This window comes from Kitasatospora sp. NPDC088351 (assembly GCF_040685575.1).
Taxonomy (GTDB): Bacteria; Actinomycetota; Actinomycetes; order Streptomycetales; family Streptomycetaceae; genus Kitasatospora.
On record NZ_JBFBIL010000019.1, the window covers coordinates 38,409 to 59,716 of the forward strand.

Sequence of the window (21,308 nt, forward strand, 5' to 3'; positions counted from 1 at the left end):
GCCACCGCGGACATGACGATCGGCGGCCGGTTCGCTGTGGCCGGGGGCGGGCGATCGATGCCGCCTCCCCGGTCGGCGCCCTGCCGCCGAGTCATCCGCTCATAGAATTGACGGACCGTCAGGAACCAGCCCCGGCAGTAGCTTTGTTCTTGCCACGCGTGGCACCACCGCGGCCCCGGAGGATCACTCCGGACTCGCTCAGCATCCGGTGCACGAAGCCGTACGAACGACCGGTCTCCTCCGCGAGAGCGCGAATGCTCGCCCCGGAGTCGTACTTCTTCTTGAGATCGGCCGCGAGCTTCTCACGCGCGGCACCGGTCACCCGGCTGCCCTTTTTCAGAGTCTCGGCCACCCGTGCCTCCTCGTAGCGTTGCTCGGTCAGATTCCCATGATCACCCATCCACAGCGTCCTGGCCACCCATTCGACAAGGTCGATGTCGGGAATGCGCGGTCCGTCGGTGGTGATCCGAGCGCACAAGGGCGCTCACGCAGAGTGCACGCCCCCGGGGCGATACCGCCGTCCGGAGCGAAACGGCTGATCAGCAGCGTCGGCCCGACCACGATCGAGTGGCGGGCCGACAGGAGCTACTCAAACGGAATGCCGGACCTCTTCATTCCCGGACACGCCGTAAGGACTAGTTTTTCTGGTCCAAAAAGCGGAGGAGGTGTCTACCGCCGGTCAGGCGAGCGAGACCAGATCGGCGTACGCCGGGCTCCACAGGTCCTCCACACCGTCCGGCAGCAGGATGATCCGCTCCGGCTGGAGCGCGTCGACCGCGCCCTCGTCGTGGGTGACCAGCACGACCGCGCCGCTGAACTCGCGCAGCGCGCCGAGGATCTCCTCGCGGCTGGCCGGGTCGAGGTTGTTGGTGGGCTCGTCGAGCAGCAGCACATTGGCGCTGGAGACCACCAGCGCGGCCAGCGCGAGCCGGGTCTTCTCGCCGCCGGAGAGCACCCCGGCGGGCTTGTCGACGTCGTCGCCGGAGAACAGGAACGAACCGAGGATCTTGCGGATCTGCACCAGGTCCGTGTCCGGCGCCGAGGAGCGCATGTTCTCCAGCACCGTGCGGTCCGGGTCCAGGGTCTCGTGCTCCTGGGCGTAGTAGCCGATCTTCAGGCCGTGGCCCGGGACGACCTCGCCGGTGTCCGGCTTCTCCACCCCGGCCAGCATCCGCAGCAGGGTGGTCTTGCCGGCGCCGTTGAAGCCCAGCACGACGACCCGCGAACCGCGGTCGATCGCCAGGTCGACATCGGTGAAGATCTCCAGCGAGCCGTACGACTTGGACAGGCCGCTGGCGGTCAGCGGGGTCTTGCCGCAGGGCGCCGGGTCCGGGAAGCGCAGCTTGGCGACCTTGTCGTTCATCCGGACCTGCTCCAGCCCGGAGAGCAGCTTGTCCGCGCGGCGGGCCATGTTCTGCGCGGCCACCGTCTTGGTCGCCTTGGCGCGCATCTTGTCCGCCTGCGCGTTGAGGGTGGCGGCCTTCTTCTCGGCGTTGGCCCGCTCGCGCTTGCGGCGCTTCTCGTCGTCCTCGCGCTGCTGCTGGTACTGCTTCCAGCCCATGTTGTAGACGTCGATCGCGGAGCGGTTGGCGTCCAGGTAGAACACCTTGTTGACGACCGTCTCGACCAGGTCGACATCGTGCGAGATCACGATGAAGCCGCCCTTGTAGGTCTTCAGGAAGTCCCGCAGCCAGACGATCGAGTCGGCGTCGAGGTGGTTGGTGGGCTCGTCGAGCAGCAGCACGTCGGAGTCCGAGAAGAGGATCCGGGCCAGCTCGACGCGGCGGCGCTGGCCACCGGAGAGGGTGTGCAGCTGCTGGCCGAGGATGCGGTCCGGCAGGCCCAGGGCGGCGGCGATGGTCGCGGCCTCGGCCTCGGCGGCGTACCCGCCCTTGGTGAGGAACTCGGTCTCCAGGCGCGCGTACTTCTTCATCGCGTTTTCCTGGGTGGCGCCCTTGCCGTTCGCCATCCGGTCCTCGTTCTCGCGCATCTTCCGCAGCACGGTGTCCAGACCGCGCGCGGAGAGGATGCGGTCCTTGGCGAGGACGTCGAGGTCGCCGGTGCGGGGATCCTGCGGGAGGTAGCCGACCTCGCCGGAGCGGGTGACCGTACCCGCGGCCGGCATGCCCTCGCCGGCCAGCACCTTGGTGAGGGTGGTCTTGCCGGCGCCGTTGCGCCCGACCAGACCGATCCGGTCGCCCGGGGCGACCTTGAAACTGGCGGACTCGATCAGGATCCGGGCACCGGCGCGCAGCTCAAGGGCGTTGACGGAAATCATGGCTGGGGACTACTCCTGGGACGTGGGCGGGCGCCTGGGCATGGCCCGGGGCCGGGCAGCGGGAAGGGGCTTCGTCGGTGATCGGCGGACCGCACGGGGGCGGCGCCGCTCGCCCGCTAGTGCCCGGAGAGAACAGCCATGACGGCAAGTCTACCGGGCCGCGCGACACGGCCCCCGGGAATTACCGTGGCGGGGTACCGGGACCGGGGCCGGGCCCGGGTCGCCGGACGCGCCCTACGGCTGCGGATCACCCGCCGGGGCCGCGCAGGAACCCTCCGGGCGGACGGCGGCGAACGGCTCGGCCGGGCTGCCGCAGGCCGCCTCGGGGGCCGCCGCCTTGGTGTCGAACACCTTGGGGCCGACGATCGGGCCGTCCGAGATCAGCACCCGGCGGCCGTCCAGCGCCTTCAGCGACACCCCCGGGCCTGCGCTGAGCTGCCAGCCGGTGCTGTCCAGCCGGTAGCCGCTGACGCCGCCGGAGACCGGCTGACCGCCGCCGCTGGTACAGCTGCGCGGGACCAGCACCGCGTAGTCCGTCCCCACCGTGCGCGTCGGGTCGTAGACGCAGTTGCCGGGCGGCTTGGAGTTGTAGCGCAGGTCACCGTCGGCGTCGCGGAGGCCCATGGTCAGGTTGGGGGTGACCACGGCCACCCACGGCGAGGTCTCCTGGACGGTGTACAGCGCGGTGGCGGCCCGCTCCACCGCGAGCTGCTTGCGCTGCTCGTCGGTGCGCTTGTCGGCGCCCGGCTCGCCCTCGCCGCGCAGCCAGTCCGCCAGCCCGGGCACGGCCCGGTGCCAGCGCACCTCGTGGTCACCGGGCCGGACCGAGGTGATCAGGCCGTCGTCCCAGAGCACCACGGCGTTCTCCCCCGCCATCGCCTGGTACAGCGCGGTGGCGCCCTCCCGGCGGTAGGACCAGGCGTGCTCCCCGGTGGCGCGGTTGTACGCCTCCAGGCCCGGGCCCACCCGCAGCTCCAGGTCGGCCGCGCCCGGCGACTGCGCGTTGACCGTGCTGACGCTCGCACCACCGGGCTCGGCCACCCGGTCCCCGAACGGCACCGGCTTGTTGGCATGCGCGGCAGCGCCCGCCACAAGGACCAGCAGCACCGCCAGGGCAGGGAGGATCGATCGGGGGGTGAGTACACGCAGCGGCTTCCAGGACACGGGCGGAGCGTACCTTTCTCCCCCCGCGCGAGTCAGCCGGGCACGGCCCTGCGCCCGTTCCGCGGACCGCTCGATGGCCGGATCGCACCCCTCGCCCGGTCCCACCCCCGACCTGCGCCGTCGGCCCCGTCCGGTCGGGGCGCCGGCTCCGCGGGGCGCCCCGGTAGGGCCCCCAGGGCCGCCCGGACTGTTACAGAGGTGATACACGGCCCACTGCGGCAGACGGCGTTCGAATATCGCCCACTTTAGGGTGACATTCGGCTTTTCCGACGCCCGTTGGGCCTACTGTCTGCGAGCGGGGGACCACGGTCCGTCCATCCCGCACCGCTCCGCGACGCCCGGAGGAAGACCCATGCGATTCGGCCGCCTGGCGCTGGCCGCCGCCTCCCTGCTGCTGCTGACCACGGCCAGTGTCCCGGCCGGGACCCCGCTCAGCCAGACCGAACGGCACACCCTCTCCTCGGACGCCATCCAGCCGCGCGGCGCCGCCACCCGCCCGGCCGTCCAGCGGGCCGGGCACGAGCCGCCGTTCGGGGCCTTCGTCGGTTCCTGGGACACCTACATCCCGCAGATCGACCACTTCGCGAAGTGGCTGAATGACGCCAATCTGCAGGTCGGCCACACCTATCTGGCCGGAAACAGCTGGGCGGACGTCGAGGGCGAGGCCATGGTGCTCGGCATGTGGTCGCAGTGGCGGCTGGCGGACCCGGCCCGGATGCTCGTGCTCGGCGTGCCGATGCTGGTGCCCAGCGAGGCGAACGTGCCGGACGGCGAGGTGGCCAGGCTGCTCGGCCAGGGCGTACAGGGGGACTTCGACGGCCACTTCCTCAAGCTCGCCCGCCGTCTGGTCGCGCTGGGCGGCGCCGACGCCGTGCTCACCCTCGGCTGGGAGATGAACGGCGTCACCTACACCCACCGCTGCAAGCCCGACCCGACCGCCTGGAAGGCGTACTGGCGGCGGATCGTCGGGGTGATGCGCTCGGTGCCCGGGCAGCGGTTCCGCTTCGACTTCACGCCCAACCGGGGGCTGGACGCCATCCCGTGGACCAGGTGCTACCCGGGCGACGACGTCGTGGACATCATCGGCATGGACAGCTACGACCAGCCGGCCGGCGCCACCTTCGACGACTACGTCCGCGAGCCGTACGGGCTGCAGGACCAGGTGGAGTTCGCCGCCAAGCGCGGCAAGCCCGTCTCGTACCCGGAGTGGGGGCTGTTCCGCAACGGGGACAACCCGGAGTTCGTGCAGCGGATGGTGGAGTGGATGCGCACCCATGACACCAGCTACCAGACGGTCACCGACTACTGTCCGCACGGGTTCTGGCAGTGCGACCGGAACCCGCGGTCCACCGCCCGGTTCCGGCAGCTGATGTCGGGCTCCGTGGGGGCGCCCGCCACGGCGCCCCCGAGCACCACCCCGGTGCCGGGCCCGCGCTGAGCGGGGCCCGGCACCGGGGGCGGCCCGGGCCGGCGGCCGGTTCAGCTCCGGCGATGCGCCACCAGCGCCTCCTTGAGCCTCGGCAGGCGGGTGGTCAGCACCCGCACCACCGCCTGCCGGGCCCGGACCGAACCGGCCCTGACGGCGGCCGCCGGGGCCGGACCGCGCGGGCCGAACAGCAGCCGCTGGTTGGCCAGCTGGTCCGGCCGCCAGCGCTGCTTGTACGGCTCCTGGCCGCGCAGCAGGCTGAGCACCGGAACGCCCGCGCCGACCGTCTCCTCCAGCGCCGCGCCGAACAGCAGCCCGGCGATGTCCAGCCGCTCGCGCAGCCGCGGGTGCGCGCCGTACAGGTAGAGGCCGCCGAAGGACGGGCAGAGCAGCAGCAGGTTCACCGCGACCAGCTCGTCGTCCAGCCAGTACTGGTGGACGGCGGCGCGGCCGGTGGCGACCAGGCCGGTGGTGGACTCGGTGAGGTGGCGGGCGAACCGCTCGGTCCGGTGCTCCGGGGTGACGCCGCGCTGCTGCCACTGCAGGAAGTGCAGCCGCAGCAGGGCGTCCAGCGCGTCGGGCACGTCCTCGGGCGGCGTCGGGCGGACCTCGACCCCGGCCTCGGCGATCTTGCGCAGCTTCACCCGGGTGCGCTGGGCGGTCTTGCCGGGCACCCGCTTGAGCAGCTGGTCCATCGGGACGGCCGGCAGGTACTGGCAGAGCGAGTCGGCGAACCGGCGCCGGCTGCCCCGCCACTGCTCGAACACCCGCTGCACCGCCGCCTCCGGGTGCACCTCGCGCAGCTCCAGGCTGTGCCAGGGGCGGGTGAGCGGCAGGGCCTCGGCGAACGCGGCGGCGGCGCGGTCGGCGCAGGCGTCGTCGAGCAGGATGTCGGTGAAGTCGATCAGGCCGTCGCCGAGCCCGGTCAGCCCGCCGAGCGGGCCGCCGCGCCGCCGGAAGGCGCCCGCGCCGACCAGCCGGCCGTCCTCGCGGACCAGGACGACCAGCAGCTCGCCGGGGCGGCCGTACTGGCGCCACCAGGAGCACTGCCAGGCGGCGGCCTGGAAGAAGGTGGCCGTCCGGCAGCGGCCGGCCAGGTCGTCCCACTCCTCGGCGAGGGTCTCCAGGGCGTCGTCCTCGCGGCGCAGCTCGCTGGTCCAGCGCGGGGTGCCGGTCTGGGCGGGCAGGCCGGTGGCGGCCACCGCCTCGGTGCTCATCGGGGGCTCCCGGCGGCGGTCTTCGGCTCGGCGGGGGCCTGGAGCGCGTAGACCCCGGGCTCGCCGGGTCCGTCCGGGTACGCCTGCGGTGCGGTCTGCGCGGCGCCGGTCCGGGGGCGCGGGGTGGTAACGGACCCGGGCACCGGCGGGGCGGCCGGCACCGGCTCGGCGGGCCGGGGACCGGGCTCGGCCCCGGGGCTGCGGCGGCGGGTCGCCAGCACCAGTGCGCCGATCAGCAGGCCGGCCGCGCCGCCGACCGCGACGTCCAGCCGGGCCGAGGGTGTGGTCGGCTTGCCCGGCTCGGCGGCCGGGGCCAGCGGGACCAGCCGGACGCCGGTCTCCTTGCTGTTGGCGTTGGCGAGGGCGACCAGGGAGCGGGCCACCGCGTCGGCGGTCTCGACGGCCTCCCGCGGCCTGGCCCCCGTCCCGGTGATCTCGATCACCGGGGCGTCCGGGGAGGTGGTCCCGTGCACCAGGGTCTCCAGCTCGGAGAGCCGGTGGCCGGTCTCGGCGGCGGCCGTGCCGAGCACCTGCGGCTGGCCGGCCAGCCGGCCGTACGCCTGGGCGAAGTTGACCGCGACGGCGTTCTCCCCGGGGTTCTGCGGCACCACGACCACATAGGAGTTGGCGGCGTACGACGGGTGCGCGACGGCGGCGTACCCGGCGCCGGCGGCGGCGCCCAGCGGCACCGCCAGGGCCACCGGCCACCAGCGAAGGGCCAGGGTGCGGACGCTTCGGCGCGATTCGGACATGGGGTGCTCCGTAGGGTGTGGGGCGGTCCGGGGTTGCACGGGCCGCCGGCCGGTCAGGCGGGTGCCAGGCGGTCGTAGAGGGCGCCCAGGTCGGCGGCCACCCGGACGATGTCGTAGTGGCCGACCGCCGGGGGGTGGGGCAGCGGGGCGGTGCTGTGGATGTTGAGGTGGCGCAGGTCGCGCAGCGCGGCGGTGTACGCGGCGGCCTCGGAGGGGATCCGGCGGGCCTGCGGGGCGGCGGCGGGCGGCAGTTCGTCCAGGGCCGGGCAGGCGCTGTGGCGGACCGGGAGACCGGCCGCGAGGCCCTCCAGGACGCCGAGGCCGAAGGTCTCCTCGGTCGAGGGCGCGGCCAGCACGTCCAGGGCGGTGAGGAGTTCGGGCACGTCGTCGCGTTCGCCGGTGAGCACCAGCCGGTCCCGGACGCCGAGCCGGGCGGCCCGGCGCTCCAGGGCGGCGCGCTCCGGGCCCTCGCCGATCAGCACCAGCCGGGTGCCGGAGTCCACCGCGGCCAGGGCCTCCAGCAGGACGTCGAAGCGTTTGCCGGGCACCAGCCGGCCGACCCCGCCGACCACCCAGCTCCCCTGCGGCAGGCCGAGTTCGGCCCGTACCCGGCGGCGCACTGCGGCCCGTTCGGCGTCCGGCCTGCGGTAGCGGGCGGCGTCGATGCCGTTCGGGATCAGCTCGACCCGGGCCGGCGGCACCCCCCACGCGTACAGGGTCTGGGCGACCTGCCGGGAGACCGCGACGGTGGTGGTGCCGAGCCGCTCGGCGGCCAGGTAGAGGCCCTTGACGCCACGGGTGACCGGACGGCCCTCGATCGCCCCGGCGTGCAGCGAGTGCTCGGTGGCCACCACCGCCCGGACCCCGGCGAGCCGGGCCGCCGGCCGTCCGTAGAGCCCGGCCCGGTAGAGGTGGGTGTGGACCAGGTCGTAGCCGCCGGCGCGGATCAGCCGGACCAGCCGGGGCAGCGCGCCGACGTCCCGGTTGCCGCGCATCGCCAGGTGGTGGACGGTCACCCCGTCGGCGCGCAGCGCGTCGGCGACCGTGCCGGGGTTGGTCAGCGCGGCCACCTCGCAGTGCTGGTGCGCGGGCAGATGCCGTAGCAGCAGCTGGAGTTGGCGTTCGGCGCCGCCGGAGGCGAGGCCGGTGACGATGTGCAGCACCCTCACCGGCCGGCCTCCCGGCGGGTGGCGACGCGGCTGCGGCGCAGTTCGGTGACGGTGTCGCGCAGCCGGTGCCGGCCGCGTTTGGCGCGCAGCCGCCAGGCGCCGTCGCGGTCGCCGACGTAGCAGCGGGGCAGGGCGTAGCGGCCGGTCAGCGGGGAGTGGGCGATGGCGCAGGCGTGGTCGTAGCCGGCGTCGCGGACGGCGAGGGTGGCGGGCAGGTCGACGGCGCCGTACGGGTAGCAGAAGCCGGTGACGGGACCGCCGACGACCTCTTCCAGGGCCCGGCGGCTCTCCCTGGTCTGGGCGGCGAGCACCTCGGCGGGCAGGCCGGGCAGGGCCTGGTGGCCGAGGCCGTGCGAGCCGATCTCCCAGCCGGTGGCGGCGAGTTCGGCGACCTGCCGGCCGGTGAGCAGCTTCTTGCGCGGGCCCTCGGTGTCCCAGTCGTTGTCCCGGCCGAGCAGGTCGGCGACCACGTACGCGGTGGCGGTGAAGCCGTACGCCTGGAGGATCGGCACGGCGTGCCGGGCGAAGTCGGCGTAGCCGTCGTCGAAGGTGAGGCCGACCAGCCGGTCGCCCCGGCCGGCCGCCCGGGCCCGCAGGAGTTCACGGACCGAGACGCCGCGCCGGCCGCGCCGGTGCAGCCAGTCCATCTGGTCGGCGAACCGCTCGGGGCTGACGGTGAGCCGGTACGGGTCCTCCTGCTCGACGGCCACCGAGTGGTACATCAGGATCCACGGGTGGGGGGCGCCCGGGCCGGGCGGTCCGGCGGCGGGGCGGCGGCTTCTCGGCAGCCTCGCCGAGGGGCTGAGGACGTCGGTGCGCGGCGGGTCGGTGCGCGGCGGGTCGGTGCGCGGGCCCGCCGACGCCGGCAGGACGGAACCGCGTACGCCCGGCCGGGCCGGACGGGCGGAACCCCGTTCAACGTCCATGGGAGGGCTTCCCTTCGTCGACGACAGGTGACGGGTTCAGGGCCCGCACGGCGGCGAGGACCGGGCCGCGCACCTCGCGGGCACCGAGGCCGGTGCCGAGGGCGGCGAAGGCCAGCGCCACGGTGAGGCCCCCGAGCAGGGTCGAGAGCAGCGGGTCGGCGGGGAGCCCGGCGACGGCCGCGCCGGCCGCGGCGGCGCCACCGGCGGCGGCCAGCAGCCGGGCATGGCCGCCGAGCACTCGCCGCAGCCGCAGCGCGATGCCCCGCAGGACGAGGCCGCGCAGCAGCAGCACGGCGGTGGTGGTGATGCCGGCGGCGTTCCCGGCGGCGAGTCCGAGGGCGCCGAACCGGGGGGTGGTGAGCAGGCCGACCACGGCGGTGACGGCCAGGCCGAGCACCATGGCGGCGGCCGGGAGCCAGTCGAGCAGCCGGCGTCCGCCGTCCTCGGCGCCCGGCTCGCCGGCCCGGCGGACCACCGGACGCAGCGAGAAGTACGGGCGGATCATCACACCGATCAGTGCCTGGGCGGGCAGGCCGAAGCTGTAGACCCGGATCACGGCGGCGGTGGCGGCGGTGTCCCGTGGGCCGAAGGCGCCGCGTTCGAAGAGCAGGGCGACCGTCGAGGGCGCGCAGGCGAGCAGGAAGGCGGTGCCGAGCAGCACGACCGCGGCGGCCTGGCCGAGGTCCTTCTCGACCCGGTCGCGGGCGGCGGCGAGGTCACCGGCCGCGAGCGCGCGGGCGACCAGCGGGAAGGTGACGGTGCAGATCAGGAGGGCGGCCGTCATGGCGAGCTGGGAAACCTTGGCCGCGTAGTTGAGATGCGAGATGGTGCCGGGCGGCAGGGCCGAGCCGAGGAAGCGCTCGATGAAGACCTGGGCCTGGCGGGTCAGGGTGAAGGCGGCCACCGGGAGCAGGGCGAGCGGGATCAGCACCAGCGAGTCGGCGGGGCGCCGGCCGCGGACGGGGCGGCCGGCGCGCAGCCGGCGCAGGAACGGGCCGACCAGCAGCCCGGCCATCAGCAGACTGCCGGCGGCGACTCCGATCGCGGCGGAGCGCACCCCCCAGAACGCCTGGCAGCTCAGCAGGACGCCGAGGATGCCGACGTTGTAGGCGACGTAGATCCCGGCGGGGGCGGTGAAACGGTGGTGGGCGCGGAGCGCGGCGGCGAGGTAGCCGGCCACGCCGAACGGCAGCACGGTGAGCGCGGTGATCCGGGTGCAGCTGACGGCCAGCCCGGGGTCGGCCAGGCCGGGGGCGAGGAACTCGACCAGCCGGGGGGCGCCGAGGGCGGTGCCGAGCGAGAGGGTGCTGAGCGCGAGCAGCAGCCAGGGCAGCGTGGAGCGGACCAACTGCCGTACCGGGTCGGGACCTTCGGGGTGCTCCTCGCGCAGCACCAGGGCCAGGGCGAAGGCGGGCACCATGAGGAAGGACATGGCGTCCTCGATCAGCAGCGGCGCGGCGGTCTCCGGGACGGTCCAGGCGACCAGGAAGGCGTCGGTGCCCTGGTTGGCGCCGAAGTAGCGGGCCAGCAGCAGGTCGCGGAGGAGTCCGAGGGCGGAGCCGGCGGCGCTGAGCACGGCCGTGACGCCGAAGGCCTTGGCGAGGAAGCCGCGCCGGGGGGCGGTCGCGGCGCCGCCGGGCCGGGCGGGCCCGGCCGGGGCGGCGGGCCCGCCGGCCGGGGCGGTGCGGGGGGCGGGCAGCGCCGGTGTCAGCGCGGGGCGGTCGGTGGTCACCGGGCGACCGCCCCGGGGGTGCCGGCACGGGCGGTGTGGGCACGGGCGGTGTGGGCGGCGAGGCCGAGGACGACGGAGGTCAGCACGGTGGTGGTGCCGCCGATGTCGGAGTAGAGGTAGTCGACCAGCACCCAGACCAGCAGGGCGAGGGCGCCCAGCCCGGGCCCGCCGCCCGGCCCTCCCGGGTGGCGCAGGCAGCCGATGAGGAGGCCGAGGAAGAGCGCGGTGTAGGCGACGATGCCGATCAGGCCCTGCTCGCTGAGGACCAGGAAGTACATGTTGTGCGGGGAGAGCAGCGGTTCGCGCTGGAAGCCGATGGTGGCGTCGGCGGCGTCGCTGCCGGAGGAGAGCCGCAGCGGGGCGTGGCTGTCGCGCAGCTGCTGGAAGGCCTTGGGCCCGGCGCCGCCGACCGGGTGGTCCTGCCAGATCCGGGTGGCGGTGGTCCACAGGTCGTAGCGGTCGGAGACCGACTGGTCGGGGGCGGCCGAGACGGAGCCGATGCTGCTGAGCCGGTCGGTGACGCCGGAGGCGCCGAGACCGAGGCCGCCGACCAGGACCACGACGGCGGCGAGGCCGAGTACGGCGCTGCGGACGGCGAGCCGGGCATCGGCACGCAGCAGCAGGACGACGGCGGCGGCGCCGGTGGCGATCCAGCTGCCCCGGCTGAACGAGACGGCGAGCGGGAAGACGAGGAAGGCGGCGGCCGCGTACATCGCCCGGCGCAGTCGGCGGTCGCCGCCGGGGCCGCGTTCGCCGAGAGCCAGGGCGAGGGCCGCGAGCAGGCCGAAACCGACCACGGTGGACATCGCCATGATGTCGAGCGCGCCGAAGGTGCCGACGGCCCGGATCGGCCGGCCGGTGTAGGAGGCGCCGGTGCCGGTGAGGTACTGGTGGGCGCCGACGGCGCCCTGGATCAGCGCGGCGGCGACGAAGGAGCCGAGGACCAGCCGCTGGTCGGTGCGGTCGCGCAGGGCGCACAGCACGCCGACGGGCACCAGGACGAACACCTGGGTGAGCCGGACGAAGCCGGTGAGGCTGGTGGCCGGGTCGATCGAGCTGACGGTGGCGACGGCGGCGGCGAACACGATCCCGCCGAACAGCGCGCAGGCGGCCGGGCCGAGCACGGGCGCCCGGCCGCGCAGCAGGTGGACGGCGGTGACCGCGACCAGGGCCAGCGAGGCGAGGTCGGCCGCGGTGATGTGGACGGCGGCGGTGACGTCCTTCTCCCCGGTGGGGACGCAGACCAGCAGCACGGTGGCGGCGGCGAGCAGGCTGGGCCGGGCCGCGAGCACCACGCCCGCCCGGCGTAAGAGCCGGGCGGGCCCGGGGGCGGCGGAGAGGGTGAGGGCCACGGTGGTCAGCTCCCGTCCGGGTGGAGCATGAGGGCGGCCGTGCGGCAGAGGATCTTGACGTCCTGCCAGAGGCTCCAGCTCTCGATGTAGCGGTTGTCGAAGCGGACCCGGTCCTCGATGGAGGTGTCCCCGCGCAGACCGTTGACCTGGGCGAGGCCGGTCAGGCCGACCGGGACGCGGTGGCGGTCCGCGTACTCGGGGTGGACCTGGCCGAACCGCATGACGAAGTAGGGGCGTTCGGGGCGCGGGCCGACCAGGCTCATGTCGCCGCGCAGGACGTTCCACAGCTGCGGCAGCTCGTCCAGGGAGCTGCGCCGCATCACCTTGCCGACGGCGCCCATCCGGTGGTCCTGGGAGATGTTCCAGCGGGTGGCCGACTCGTGTTCGTTGCTGGGGCGCAGGGTGCGGAACTTGAGGACGGTGAAGACCCGGCCGTCGAGCCCGGTGCGCTGCTGGCGGAAGAGCACGCCGGAGCCGGTGTCGAAGCGGACCGCGAGCGCGCACAGGGTGAGGACGGGGGCGAGGAGGAGCAGGCCGAGGGCGGCGGCGACGACGTCCAGGGCGCGCTTGGCGGCCCAGCCGGGGCGGCGCATCGCCGGGCGGCCGACCCGCAGGCAGGGGAAGCCCCAGAGGTGGTCGCCGCCGGCCGGCCGGCCGGTCTCCAGCGCGCCGTACTCGCGCAGCGCGGGCACCAGCCAGACCTGGCAGCCGAGCCGGGCGGCGTCGCGCAGGGCGGCGGCGGTCTCGGCCTCGTCGGCGGCGCCGGCGGTGGCGACCACGTGGTGCACGCGGTGGCGGCGGACCTCGCGCTCCAGCACCTCGCGGCCGCCGAGCACGGGCAGGTCGGTGCCGCCGGCCAGCACCGGCGGGTCGGGGTCGAGGAAGCCGACCGGGCGCATCCCGTACTCCAGGCGCTCGCTGAGGGCGGCGGCGACCCGGCGGCCGAGCCGGCCGGCGCCGAGCACCAGGACGGGGCTGGGGCGGCTGCGGCGGATCCGGCGGACCAGGTGGTAGAGCAGGGCGCGGCAGCAGACCGCGAGCAGCAGCTGGGTGCCGAGCAGGACGGTCAGCCGGGCGGGGGTGGCGGGGCCGCAGTCGGGCCAGCGGCCGTCGAGGCACCCGGCCAGGGTGACGGAGAAGGCGGTGGCGACCACGGCCCGGACGGTCAGCGCGGGGAGTTCGTCGAGGACGGAGAGGGTGAGCCGGAGGCGGTAGAGGCCGCCGGCCAGGTTGAGCGTGAGCAGCAGTGGCAGCAGGGCGGCGACGCCGAGCAGTGGCTCGACCCGGACGGCCGGGTCGAGGACGTGGTTGGCGGTGCCGGTGGCGGTGCACAGGGCGAGCGCGTCGACGGTGGCCAGTGCGGCGGGCAGGGCGAGGCGGGAGCGGATCGGCCTGCGGTGGCGGCGGGCCGGGGGTGCGCTGCGGGTGTGGGTTGACCGGGGCGGGCGGTCGAGCAGCCCGATGGCGGGGCGGCGCGGGCCGGCCAGGGACCGGCCGGCCCGCGGCACGCTGTCGTGGTCAATGGTCATCAGCGCACGAACTCCCCTGCTGTGTGCCCGGGGTGACGGCGTCCCGGCACCGGTTGGCCCGGGGCGGCCGTCCCGGCCCGGTGGGCGCGGTCCTGACAACACCTGCTGCCGCTGGCGGCTTTCGGTTCCCTCACGAATTTCCGATGTGAAATCGAAATGAAGCAGGCGAAATCCGACAATACCGAACTTCGGCTTGAATGCCGGAAGTTACCTTGCCGTTTCATTCCAGCCGCCCATTAATAGGTATTTCTGACTTGACGCCTCGCCCTTATCCGGCTGAGGGTGCGAATACGACAGCGCCTGAACGGCGGGGCATTCACGGCATGTGAAACGATCAGATCCGCTCTGGGACACGGGGGCGGCGGCGCCCCGCCGCCGGACCGGCACCCAGCAGGTCCCGATAGAGCGCATCCACCTGTTCGACCACCGAGCGCACGTCATGACGGGCGACGGCGTGCTCGCGCAACCGCGCGCCGCGGCGTTCGCACTCGATCGGATCGGACAATGCTTCGGCCATTCGGGTGGCGAGCGGGGTCACTTCCTCGGGCGGCACCACCGCTTGCTCCCGCTCGGCCGGCGGCAGGCATTCACGGGCCCCCGGCACATCGGTCAGCAGCACCGGGCGGCCGGCCGCCATCGCCTCCAGCGGGGCCAGCGCCATCCCCTCCCAGCGGGACGGCAGCACCACCAGATCGGCCGCCGCCAGCCACGGCCGCGGGTCCGGCACGTCCCCGGCCAGCCGGACCCGGGACGGCCCGGCGGACTCCCGGACGGCGTCGGCCAGCCGGGTCTCGTCCGGCCCGCCGCCGACCAGCGCCAGGCGGGCCCGCGGCACCCGGCGCAGCACCTCGGGCCAGGCGGCGAGCAGCACGTCCTGGCCCTTCTGCCGGCAGAGCCGCCCCACGCAGACGGCCAGCGGAGCGTCCAGCTCCAGCCCGAGCGCGATCCGGGCGGCCCGGCGCTCGGCGGGCGCGTAGTGGCGGACGTCCACCCCGTTGGGCACCACCGCCCAGTCGGCGTGCAGGCCCGCCGCCGCCCCGTCGGCCCGCTCCTGGACGCTGACGCAGAGCAGCCGGTGCGCCCAGCGGGTCGCGTACCGCTCCCAGCGCAGGGTGGCGGCGGCCAGCGCCCCGTCCACGGCCGCGAACGACCAGGCGTGCGGCTGGAAGACGGTCGGCACCGTGCCGCGAATGGCCAGCCGGCCCGCGAGCCCGGCCTTGGAACTGTGCAGATGGACCATGTCGGGCGCGGCCGCCCGGACGATCCGGCGCAGTCTCCAGGCCTCGGCGGCGGTGGCCGGTCCTGGCGAGCGGCGGGCCGGCCAGTCCTGGACCAGCGCGCCGGCGGCGGCGGCCTCCCCGGCCAGCCGGCCGCCTCGCGGACAGGCCACCAGCACCCGGTGGCCGGCCTCGCGCTGACCCCGGACCAGATCGGTGACCACGCGGGCCACTCCACCGTCGACGGGCTGGGAAATGTGAAGGATCGTCATATGCACGGCGGCGAGCCTAGGGTCGCTCCACCGCGCCGGAGGGCCCTCGCCACTCCCAGGGGGCGGCCGTCCACCCGTACGGCTCGAGGCTCGCACGGGTGGTCGAAATCGCCGAATTCCCTTACGAATTCACCCGCCAGGGGCCGGACTCCACGGATCCGGCGGAGCCGGGTGGCGCCGCCGGCTCCGCGGATCGGACAGACCCCGCGGATTCGGCGGACGCCGATGATTCAGCGGACCTCGGCGGCGAGGTTCGCCAGTACCTGGTCGTGGATCCGGTTCAGACCCTTCGGAGCGAAGGTCCGCTCGAAGAAACCGCCGATACCGCTCGCGCCCTGCCAGGTGGCCGAGACGGTGACCTTCGACCGGCCCTCGCCGGCCGCCGAGACCGTCCAGGTGATCACCATGCTGGAGTTGGCGTCCTTCTCCACCAGCTGGTCGGGCTTCGGCGCCGACACGGTGAACAGGCAGTCCCGCACCCGCTTCTCGGTGGCCTGAAGCCTCCAGTGCACCTGGGTGCCCGCGCCGGTGCCGCCCGCCCGCACCTCGTACTCGCTGTACTGCCCGGGCAGCAGCTTGGGGCGGGTCACCTGGTAGTCGGCCAGCGCCTCGTACACCCGCTCCGGGGCCGCGTCGTAGACCCGCTCGGTGGTGGCCAGCACCTGTCCCATGACCGTGTTCTCCTCGTCTGGTACGTCCGGTTTCACCGGCAAGCCAACCACAGCGGGCGCCGTACGACCGCCCGGGGCTCAGGGCGGTCGTGAGCCCCCGGTCCGCTCTGCCGGGCCGGGCCACCGGTGGGGCGGGGCCGGCGGGCCGGTACCACCGGGGGTAAGGCGGTCCGCCGGGCCGGGCCACCGGCTATGGTGGCCGGTGTGCTCGATCAGGTGACAGCAACGCGCTACGTCGACCCGCTGCGGGCCGGCGGCTCGGTGCCCGGCGTCGTGGAGACCGACGACCTGGGTACCTATGTGGTCAAGTTCACCGGCGCCGCGCAGGGCCGCAAGGCGCTGGTGGCCGAGGTGATCGTCGGGGAGCTCGCCCGGCGGCTCGGTCTGCGGGTGCCCGAGCTGCGGCTGGTCGACTTCGACCCCGCGGTCGCCGAGAGCGAACCCGACACCGAGGTCCAGGACATCCTCAGAGCCAGCGGCGGTCTGAACCTCGGGATGGACCTGCTGCCCGGCGCCCGCGACTTCAGGCCCGGCATGATCCCGGTGGACCCGGCCGAGGCCGGCCGGGTGGTCTGGCTGGACGCCCTCACCGGCAATGTCGACCGCACCGTGCACAACCCCAATCTGATGGTCTGGCACCGGCGGCTCTGGCTGATCGACAACGGCGCCGCGCTGATCTTCCACCACCGCTGGTCCACCGCCGAGGCCGCCGTCGGCAAGCGGTACGACCTCAGCTCCCACGCCCTCGGCGGTTACTCCCCGGACGTCCGGCTGGCCGACGAACAGCTCGGCCCGCTGGTCACCGCCGGGCTGCTGACGGAGGTGCTGGCGGTCGTCCCCGACGAGTGGCTGGCGGACGAGCCGGGCTTCGACTCGGTGGACGCGCTGCGCCAGGCGTACGTCGCGCATCTGGCCGCGCGCGCGGCGCTCTCCTCCGCGTGGCTGCCGGACGGCTTCGCCACGCCCGAGCAGCTGCGCGAGGCCGACCTCCGGCGGACCGCCCGGGCCAGGGCCGGCCGGCCCGCCTGGCTCCAGGAGGTCCCCGACCTGCACGGAAAGCCGTCCGTCGAGACGGCCTGGAACCAGCACGTCGAATGACCCGGGGGTAGCAAGAAGGTGGGGAACGGGACCTGGGTCCCGCTCCCCACCTCACTGTTGGTTCAGCCGGTCCGGCGGACGGCCGGTCGGCCGGTCAGCGTGCGAGCCGGTCGGCACGTGAGCGCCTCAGGGCGTCACCGCCACCACTGGACCGCCTTCTCGGCGTTGATGATGCCCGCGCCGTAGAAGCCGTTGTCGTTCGCGCCGCCCTCACAGGTGGCGGCGTAGACGCCGGTGCCACCCGGGTTGAACGGGGCCGACGGGCAGGCGTGCGACTCGGCCTGGTTGGTCAGCAGCTCGGTGAGCTCCTCCGGGTTCGCCCACGGGTGGGTGCTGGCGAGCAGCGCGACCACGCCGGCGGTGTGCGGGGAGGCCATCGAGGTGCCCTGCATGTAGCCGTACTTGCCACCGGGGATGGTGGAGAGGATGCGGCCGTTCTTGTCCGGGGTGTCCGGGATCTGGTAGAGCCGGTCACCGCCCGGGGCGGCCACGGTCACCTTGTGCTTGCCGTAGCTGGAGTAGTAGGACTTGTCGCCCTTGACGCCCACCGAGGAGACGGCGATGACGCCGTCCAGCTCGGTCGGCAGGTTGAGGCAGTCCTTGGTGATCGGACGGGTGCCGGGGGTGGTGTCGTCCGGGCTGCTGACGTCGGTGGTCTTGTGCGCCAGGTCGATGTTCTCGTTGCCCGCGGCGGCCACGTTCAGGACGCCCTTGCGCTGCGAGAACTCGACCGCGCGGCGGACGGCGGTGGTGATCGCCGCCTGGTCCGCGTCGTTCTGGCAGTTGAACATCCACGGGTCGACGTAGTAGCTGTTGTTGGTGACCTTGAACTTGTGCTCACCGGCCCAGACGAAGCCGCAGATGGCGTACTCCGGGTAGATGAAGCCGCCCTCGTCGACGACCTTGACCGCGGCCAGCTTGACGTTCGGGGCCACACCGACGACGCCCTTGCCGTTCTTGGCGGCGGCGATGGTGCCGGCCACGTGGGTGCCGTGGTCGCTGCTGGTCGGCTGCCAGGCGTTCCAGTCGGTGTTCGGCTTGCCGCCGTCGATGCAGGAGACCGACTGCGAGGCGTCCACGTTGGGTGCCAGGTCCTCGTGCAGCGCGTCGATGCCGGAGTCCAGCACGCCGACGGTGACGTTGCGGCTGCCGAGGGATATCTTGTGCGCCTTGTCCGCACCGATCTGGCGCATGTCCCACTGGTTGGCCTCAAGGGGCTCCTGGCCGGGGGCGGGCGCGGCGGTCGGCTCGGCGGCCACCTCGGCCTTCTGCGAGTCGGCGGCGGTGATGCCCTTGGTACGGCTGGCACCGACCGACTCGACGCCCTTCGCCTGCCGCAGCTTGGCGGCGAACTGGGTGTCGTTCGAGCGGGCGATCACCACGCCGATCTGCTCGTACGAGTAGACCACCGTGCCGCCGAGCGCGCTGACGGCCTTCTCGACCTTCTGCACCTGGCCGTGGTTGGCCTTGGTGTTGACGACGTAGCTGAGCAGAGGCCCGGTCGTCGGCTCGGCCCCGGCGGCCGCGACGGCGGTGCCTGCCGGCAGCGCGAGGGCGCCGGCGGTGGCGAGAACGAGGCCCACCGCGGCGTACCGGGTCCGGCTGATCCGAGGAACACTCATAGGGGTTGGCCCTCCCGAGTCGTCATGCAGCTGCGGTTGGCAGGTGCACTGGAATGATCGGGACGCTAGTGAACAAGCGTTGCAATCCGCAAGAGGTAGACATCTAATCGTCACAAGTCGGCCATCTGCGGAAGTTAAGACTCCGCTGTTGACGGCCGCGACGAAAGGTTCAGACCATCGGACTGTCAATCACATGAGCCCGGGCGTGTCGAGAGGGGGGAGTCAGCCCCGGACGGACGGCTGCTCGGGAACCGCCGACCGACTCAAAGGCCGTACAGGCAACGGGCGTTGTCCGCGGCGACCTGCCGGGCGAGGCCCTGCGCGTCCGCCGCCGAGCAGGCGCCGTCGGCCCGCCAGCCGGCCAGCAGGGCACCCAGGCCGTGCCGGAACTGGGCCGCGCCGACCAGGTACAGCTCCGGCAGCCCGTAGGCGTCGGTGGAGAACAACAGTTTGCCGAACGGTGCCAGCTCCAGCATCTCGCCGAGCACCGCCGCCGCGCGCGGCCCGACGTAGGAGGCCGTCAGCCCGAGATCGGTGTAGACCCGGGGGAACGCCTGGGCCAGCCAGGCCGCCTGCCGGTGGTACGGATAGCCGTGCAGCAGCACCAGCGGGACGCCGCTCGGCTCGGCGGCCCGGACGAAGTCGGTCAGCAGGGACGGGTCGGCCCGGTGCAGGGTGAGGTCCGGATCGCCGAAGCCGGTGTGCAGTTGGAGCGGCAGACCGAGGTCCGCGCAGACCTCCAGGGCCGTCCAGAGCAGGTGGTGCAGCAGCACCGGATCGGTCAGCCGGCCGCGCCCCGCCCGCAGCCACTCCCCCGCGGCGGCGACCACCGCCGCCGGGGCGGGCCGCTCGGCGGGCACCGCGAGACCGTACCGGTAGGCGAGCACCGACTTGACCGCCACCGCACCGGCGGCGGCCGCCGCCAGCGCCTCCCGTACCGCGAGCGGCCAGGCCTGCGCCGTCGCCGAGACCGCCTGGGCCACCGACTCCAGCCGCACCACCTCGCGCACCCGGGCGCCGGCCGCCTCGGCGAACTCGCTGAGCGGGAGCAGCTGGTGGCCGGCCGCCGTGGTCAGCCCGGCGTCCACCAGGCAGGTGTCCAGCGCGGCGGCCGCGAGCAGCCGCCGGGTGGCCTCGGGAGCGCCGAGCTCGCGCCGCCGGGCCAGGTAGTCGGCGGCCGGGGCGTGGCAGGGCAGCCCGAGCGCGGGCGGGCACCAGCGCCGGACCGCCAGGCCGAGTGCGCTGTCGAACGGCGAGGTGCCGGGGGCGGGCGGCCGGTCGGACTCGGTGAGCAGCCCGGCCAGGGCGTCGTCGGCCAGATCGGCCACCACCACGCTGTGGCAGTGGTGGTCGAGCAGCGCCGGGACATCCAGCGAGTCCACCGGTCAGTACCGCCAGCGGGTGGCCGCGGCCAGCTGCTCGGGGGTGGCCGCGGCGTACTGCTCGCTCTCGGCCCGGCGGACGGCCAGCACCGCCTCGTACAGCGGCTCACCGAGCGCCTCGCGGAGCACCGCCGACTTCTCGTACGCCGCGATCGCCTCGGCCGGGCTCGCGGGCAGCCGGGGCACCGTGCCGGGAGCGGCCTCGGCCGGATCACCGGTGAACTCCGGTGGCAGCGCGAGCCGTTGGTCCAGCCCTGCGAGGCCGGTGGCGAGCACCGCGCCGACCGCCAGGTACGGATTGGCGGTGGCGTCGAAGCACTTGACCTCGGCGTTGGCCGCGGTGGCCCGCTCGCCGGAGGAGCCGGTGATCAGCCGCAGGGCGGCCTCGCGGTTCTCCAGACCCCAGCACTGGTAGGCGCCGGCCCAGTGCGAGGGCACCAGCCGCAGATAGCCGGCGGGGCTGGAGGAGCCGAGCACCAGCAGCTCGGGCAGCGCGCCGAGCACCCCGGCGAGGAAGCCCTCGGCCTCCACCGTCAGCCCGTGCGGTCCGGCGCCGCCCCGGCCGAGGTTCCGCCCGTCGCGCCAGAGGCTGAGGTGGAGGTGGCCGCCGTTGCCGACCGCGCCGGGCTCGACCACGGGAGCGAAGGAGACCCGCAGGCCGTGCCGGGCGGAGACGGCCCGCACGGTGTGCCGGACCAGCACGGAGGCGTCGGCCGCGCCGACCGGGCCCTCGGGGGCGACCGACACCTCGAACTGGCCCGGGGAGTACTCGGGGTGGATCTGCAGCACCGTCAGGCCCTGCTCGCCGAGGGCGCGCAGCACGTCCCCGAGGTAGTCGGAGAGGTCGGTCAGGCGGTGCATGCCGTAGGCCGGGCCGTCCGTCGGGTAGCGCAGGCCCTCCTGGGGCGCTCCGGCGCGGGCGACCACCCACTCGACCTCGATGCCGGCCTTGAGACTCAGGCCGCGCGCGGCCGCGGCGGCCTCCATCCGGCGGGCGAACAGCCGCTGGCACCCGGGGTGCGGGTCCCCCGTCTGGGTGTACCTCTCCCCCGGCGCCCAGGCCCAGCCGGGCTGGGCGGCCAGCGGGACGATCCGGTCGAGGGCCGGGTAGAGCCGCAGATCACCCGTCGGGCCGCCGATGATCCGGCTGGTGGTGATCGTGTCGTCGGCCAGGAAGACGTCGAAGCAGGGCGCGGTGCCGACGCCCCACTGCGCGGCGTGCACCAGCCCACCGAGCGGGACGGCCTTCACCCGGGTGATGCCCGCGTTGTCCACCCAGGTGACGGCCACCGCGTCCACCCCGGCCACGCGCAGCCGCTCGGCGGCCGCCTCCGCCCGCTCGCCGCGCTCGGCGCGCGGCGGCAGGGCGACGGCGCCGAGGTGGCCGCCGAGGCCGGTGGCGGGCGGCTCGGCGGGGCCCGCGGCAACGGTTCCGGTGCTCATGCCCCCATGCTGCCGGGCCCGTTGACCCCGGGGAATTCCTCTATCGGGTGATTGGAGT

Annotated in this window: 17 protein-coding genes; 2 read left to right on the forward strand and 15 right to left on the reverse strand. The window is 74.4% G+C overall.

Annotation, left to right across the window (positions count from 1 at the left end):
* Positions 1 to 118 precede the first annotated feature (118 nt).
* From AB0P06_RS16395 to AB0P06_RS16405, 3 genes are all read right to left on the reverse strand, one after another.
* Positions 119 to 352 carry a helix-turn-helix domain-containing protein gene (locus tag AB0P06_RS16395; protein WP_030059940.1) on the reverse strand — a complete coding sequence of 78 codons (234 nt, stop codon included), beginning with the start codon at positions 350 to 352 and terminating at the stop codon, positions 119 to 121.
* 327 nt (positions 353 to 679) lie between these two features.
* Positions 680 to 2,278 carry an ABC-F family ATP-binding cassette domain-containing protein gene (locus tag AB0P06_RS16400; RefSeq protein ID WP_363607952.1) on the reverse strand — a complete coding sequence of 533 codons (1,599 nt, stop codon included), beginning with the start codon at positions 2,276 to 2,278 and terminating at the stop codon, positions 680 to 682.
* A 234-nt stretch (positions 2,279 to 2,512) separates the two neighbouring features.
* The gene (locus AB0P06_RS16405; protein ID WP_363607953.1) at positions 2,513 to 3,442 is read right to left on the reverse strand and encodes a hypothetical protein; all 930 of its coding nucleotides are present in this window, start codon (positions 3,440 to 3,442) and stop codon (positions 2,513 to 2,515) included.
* A 352-nt stretch (positions 3,443 to 3,794) separates the two neighbouring features.
* On the opposite strand from AB0P06_RS16405, the gene AB0P06_RS16410 reads away from it, so the two are divergent.
* Positions 3,795 to 4,880 carry a glycosyl hydrolase gene (locus AB0P06_RS16410; RefSeq protein WP_363607954.1) on the forward strand — a complete coding sequence of 362 codons (1,086 nt, stop codon included), beginning with the start codon at positions 3,795 to 3,797 and terminating at the stop codon, positions 4,878 to 4,880.
* Between the two features lie 41 nt (positions 4,881 to 4,921).
* Here AB0P06_RS16410 and AB0P06_RS16415 read toward each other — a convergent pair whose 3' ends face one another.
* The 9 genes from AB0P06_RS16415 to AB0P06_RS16455 form a co-directional block, all read right to left on the reverse strand.
* The gene (locus AB0P06_RS16415; protein ID WP_363607955.1) at positions 4,922 to 6,085 is read right to left on the reverse strand and encodes a GNAT family N-acetyltransferase; all 1,164 of its coding nucleotides are present in this window, start codon (positions 6,083 to 6,085) and stop codon (positions 4,922 to 4,924) included.
* Positions 6,082 to 6,837 carry a hypothetical protein gene (locus tag AB0P06_RS16420; RefSeq protein ID WP_363607956.1) on the reverse strand — a complete coding sequence of 252 codons (756 nt, stop codon included), beginning with the start codon at positions 6,835 to 6,837 and terminating at the stop codon, positions 6,082 to 6,084. The genes AB0P06_RS16415 and AB0P06_RS16420 overlap by 4 nt, the downstream gene beginning before the upstream one ends.
* A 53-nt stretch (positions 6,838 to 6,890) precedes the next feature.
* Entirely contained in the window at positions 6,891 to 8,006 is a 1,116-nt protein-coding gene (locus AB0P06_RS16425) for a glycosyltransferase (RefSeq protein WP_363607957.1), read from the reverse strand.
* Positions 8,003 to 8,728, reverse strand: coding sequence for a polysaccharide deacetylase family protein (locus AB0P06_RS16430; protein ID WP_363608013.1), 726 nt, complete (start codon positions 8,726 to 8,728; stop codon positions 8,003 to 8,005). The genes AB0P06_RS16425 and AB0P06_RS16430 overlap by 4 nt, the downstream gene beginning before the upstream one ends.
* Before the next feature lie 193 nt (positions 8,729 to 8,921).
* A complete protein-coding gene (locus tag AB0P06_RS16435) occupies positions 8,922 to 10,664 on the reverse strand; it encodes a lipid II flippase MurJ (RefSeq protein WP_363607958.1) in 1,743 nt (580 codons plus the stop codon).
* Positions 10,661 to 12,016 carry an O-antigen ligase family protein gene (locus AB0P06_RS16440; RefSeq protein WP_363607959.1) on the reverse strand — a complete coding sequence of 452 codons (1,356 nt, stop codon included), beginning with the start codon at positions 12,014 to 12,016 and terminating at the stop codon, positions 10,661 to 10,663. Before AB0P06_RS16440 ends, AB0P06_RS16435 begins: the two co-directional genes overlap by 4 nt.
* A gap of 5 nt (positions 12,017 to 12,021) precedes the next feature.
* Complete coding sequence (locus AB0P06_RS16445) at positions 12,022 to 13,545, reverse strand: exopolysaccharide biosynthesis polyprenyl glycosylphosphotransferase (RefSeq protein WP_363607960.1); 1,524 nt, start codon at positions 13,543 to 13,545, stop codon at positions 12,022 to 12,024.
* A 334-nt stretch (positions 13,546 to 13,879) separates the two neighbouring features.
* Positions 13,880 to 15,034, reverse strand: a complete 1,155-nt coding sequence (locus AB0P06_RS16450) for a glycosyltransferase (protein ID WP_363607961.1) — start codon at positions 15,032 to 15,034, stop codon at positions 13,880 to 13,882.
* A 230-nt stretch (positions 15,035 to 15,264) separates the two neighbouring features.
* Positions 15,265 to 15,705 (reverse strand): SRPBCC family protein, encoded by a 441-nt coding sequence (locus AB0P06_RS16455; protein WP_363607962.1) that lies wholly within the window; start codon positions 15,703 to 15,705, stop codon positions 15,265 to 15,267.
* Positions 15,706 to 15,909: 204 nt separating this feature from the next.
* Here AB0P06_RS16455 and AB0P06_RS16460 point away from each other — a divergent pair, with 204 nt between their 5' ends.
* On the forward strand, positions 15,910 to 16,803 hold the full coding sequence (locus AB0P06_RS16460; RefSeq protein ID WP_363607963.1) for a HipA family kinase: 894 nt from the start codon (positions 15,910 to 15,912) through the stop codon (positions 16,801 to 16,803).
* A gap of 134 nt (positions 16,804 to 16,937) precedes the next feature.
* On the opposite strand, the gene AB0P06_RS16465 is transcribed toward AB0P06_RS16460, so the two are convergent.
* The 3 genes from AB0P06_RS16465 to AB0P06_RS16475 form a co-directional block, all read right to left on the reverse strand.
* A complete protein-coding gene (locus tag AB0P06_RS16465) occupies positions 16,938 to 18,425 on the reverse strand; it encodes a S8 family serine peptidase (protein WP_363607964.1) in 1,488 nt (495 codons plus the stop codon).
* Positions 18,426 to 18,688: 263 nt separating this feature from the next.
* The gene (locus AB0P06_RS16470; RefSeq protein WP_363607965.1) at positions 18,689 to 19,807 is read right to left on the reverse strand and encodes an amidohydrolase family protein; all 1,119 of its coding nucleotides are present in this window, start codon (positions 19,805 to 19,807) and stop codon (positions 18,689 to 18,691) included.
* 3 nt (positions 19,808 to 19,810) lie between these two features.
* A complete protein-coding gene (locus AB0P06_RS16475) occupies positions 19,811 to 21,250 on the reverse strand; it encodes a glutamine synthetase family protein (RefSeq protein WP_363607966.1) in 1,440 nt (479 codons plus the stop codon).
* Between the last annotated feature and the right edge of the window lie 58 nt (positions 21,251 to 21,308).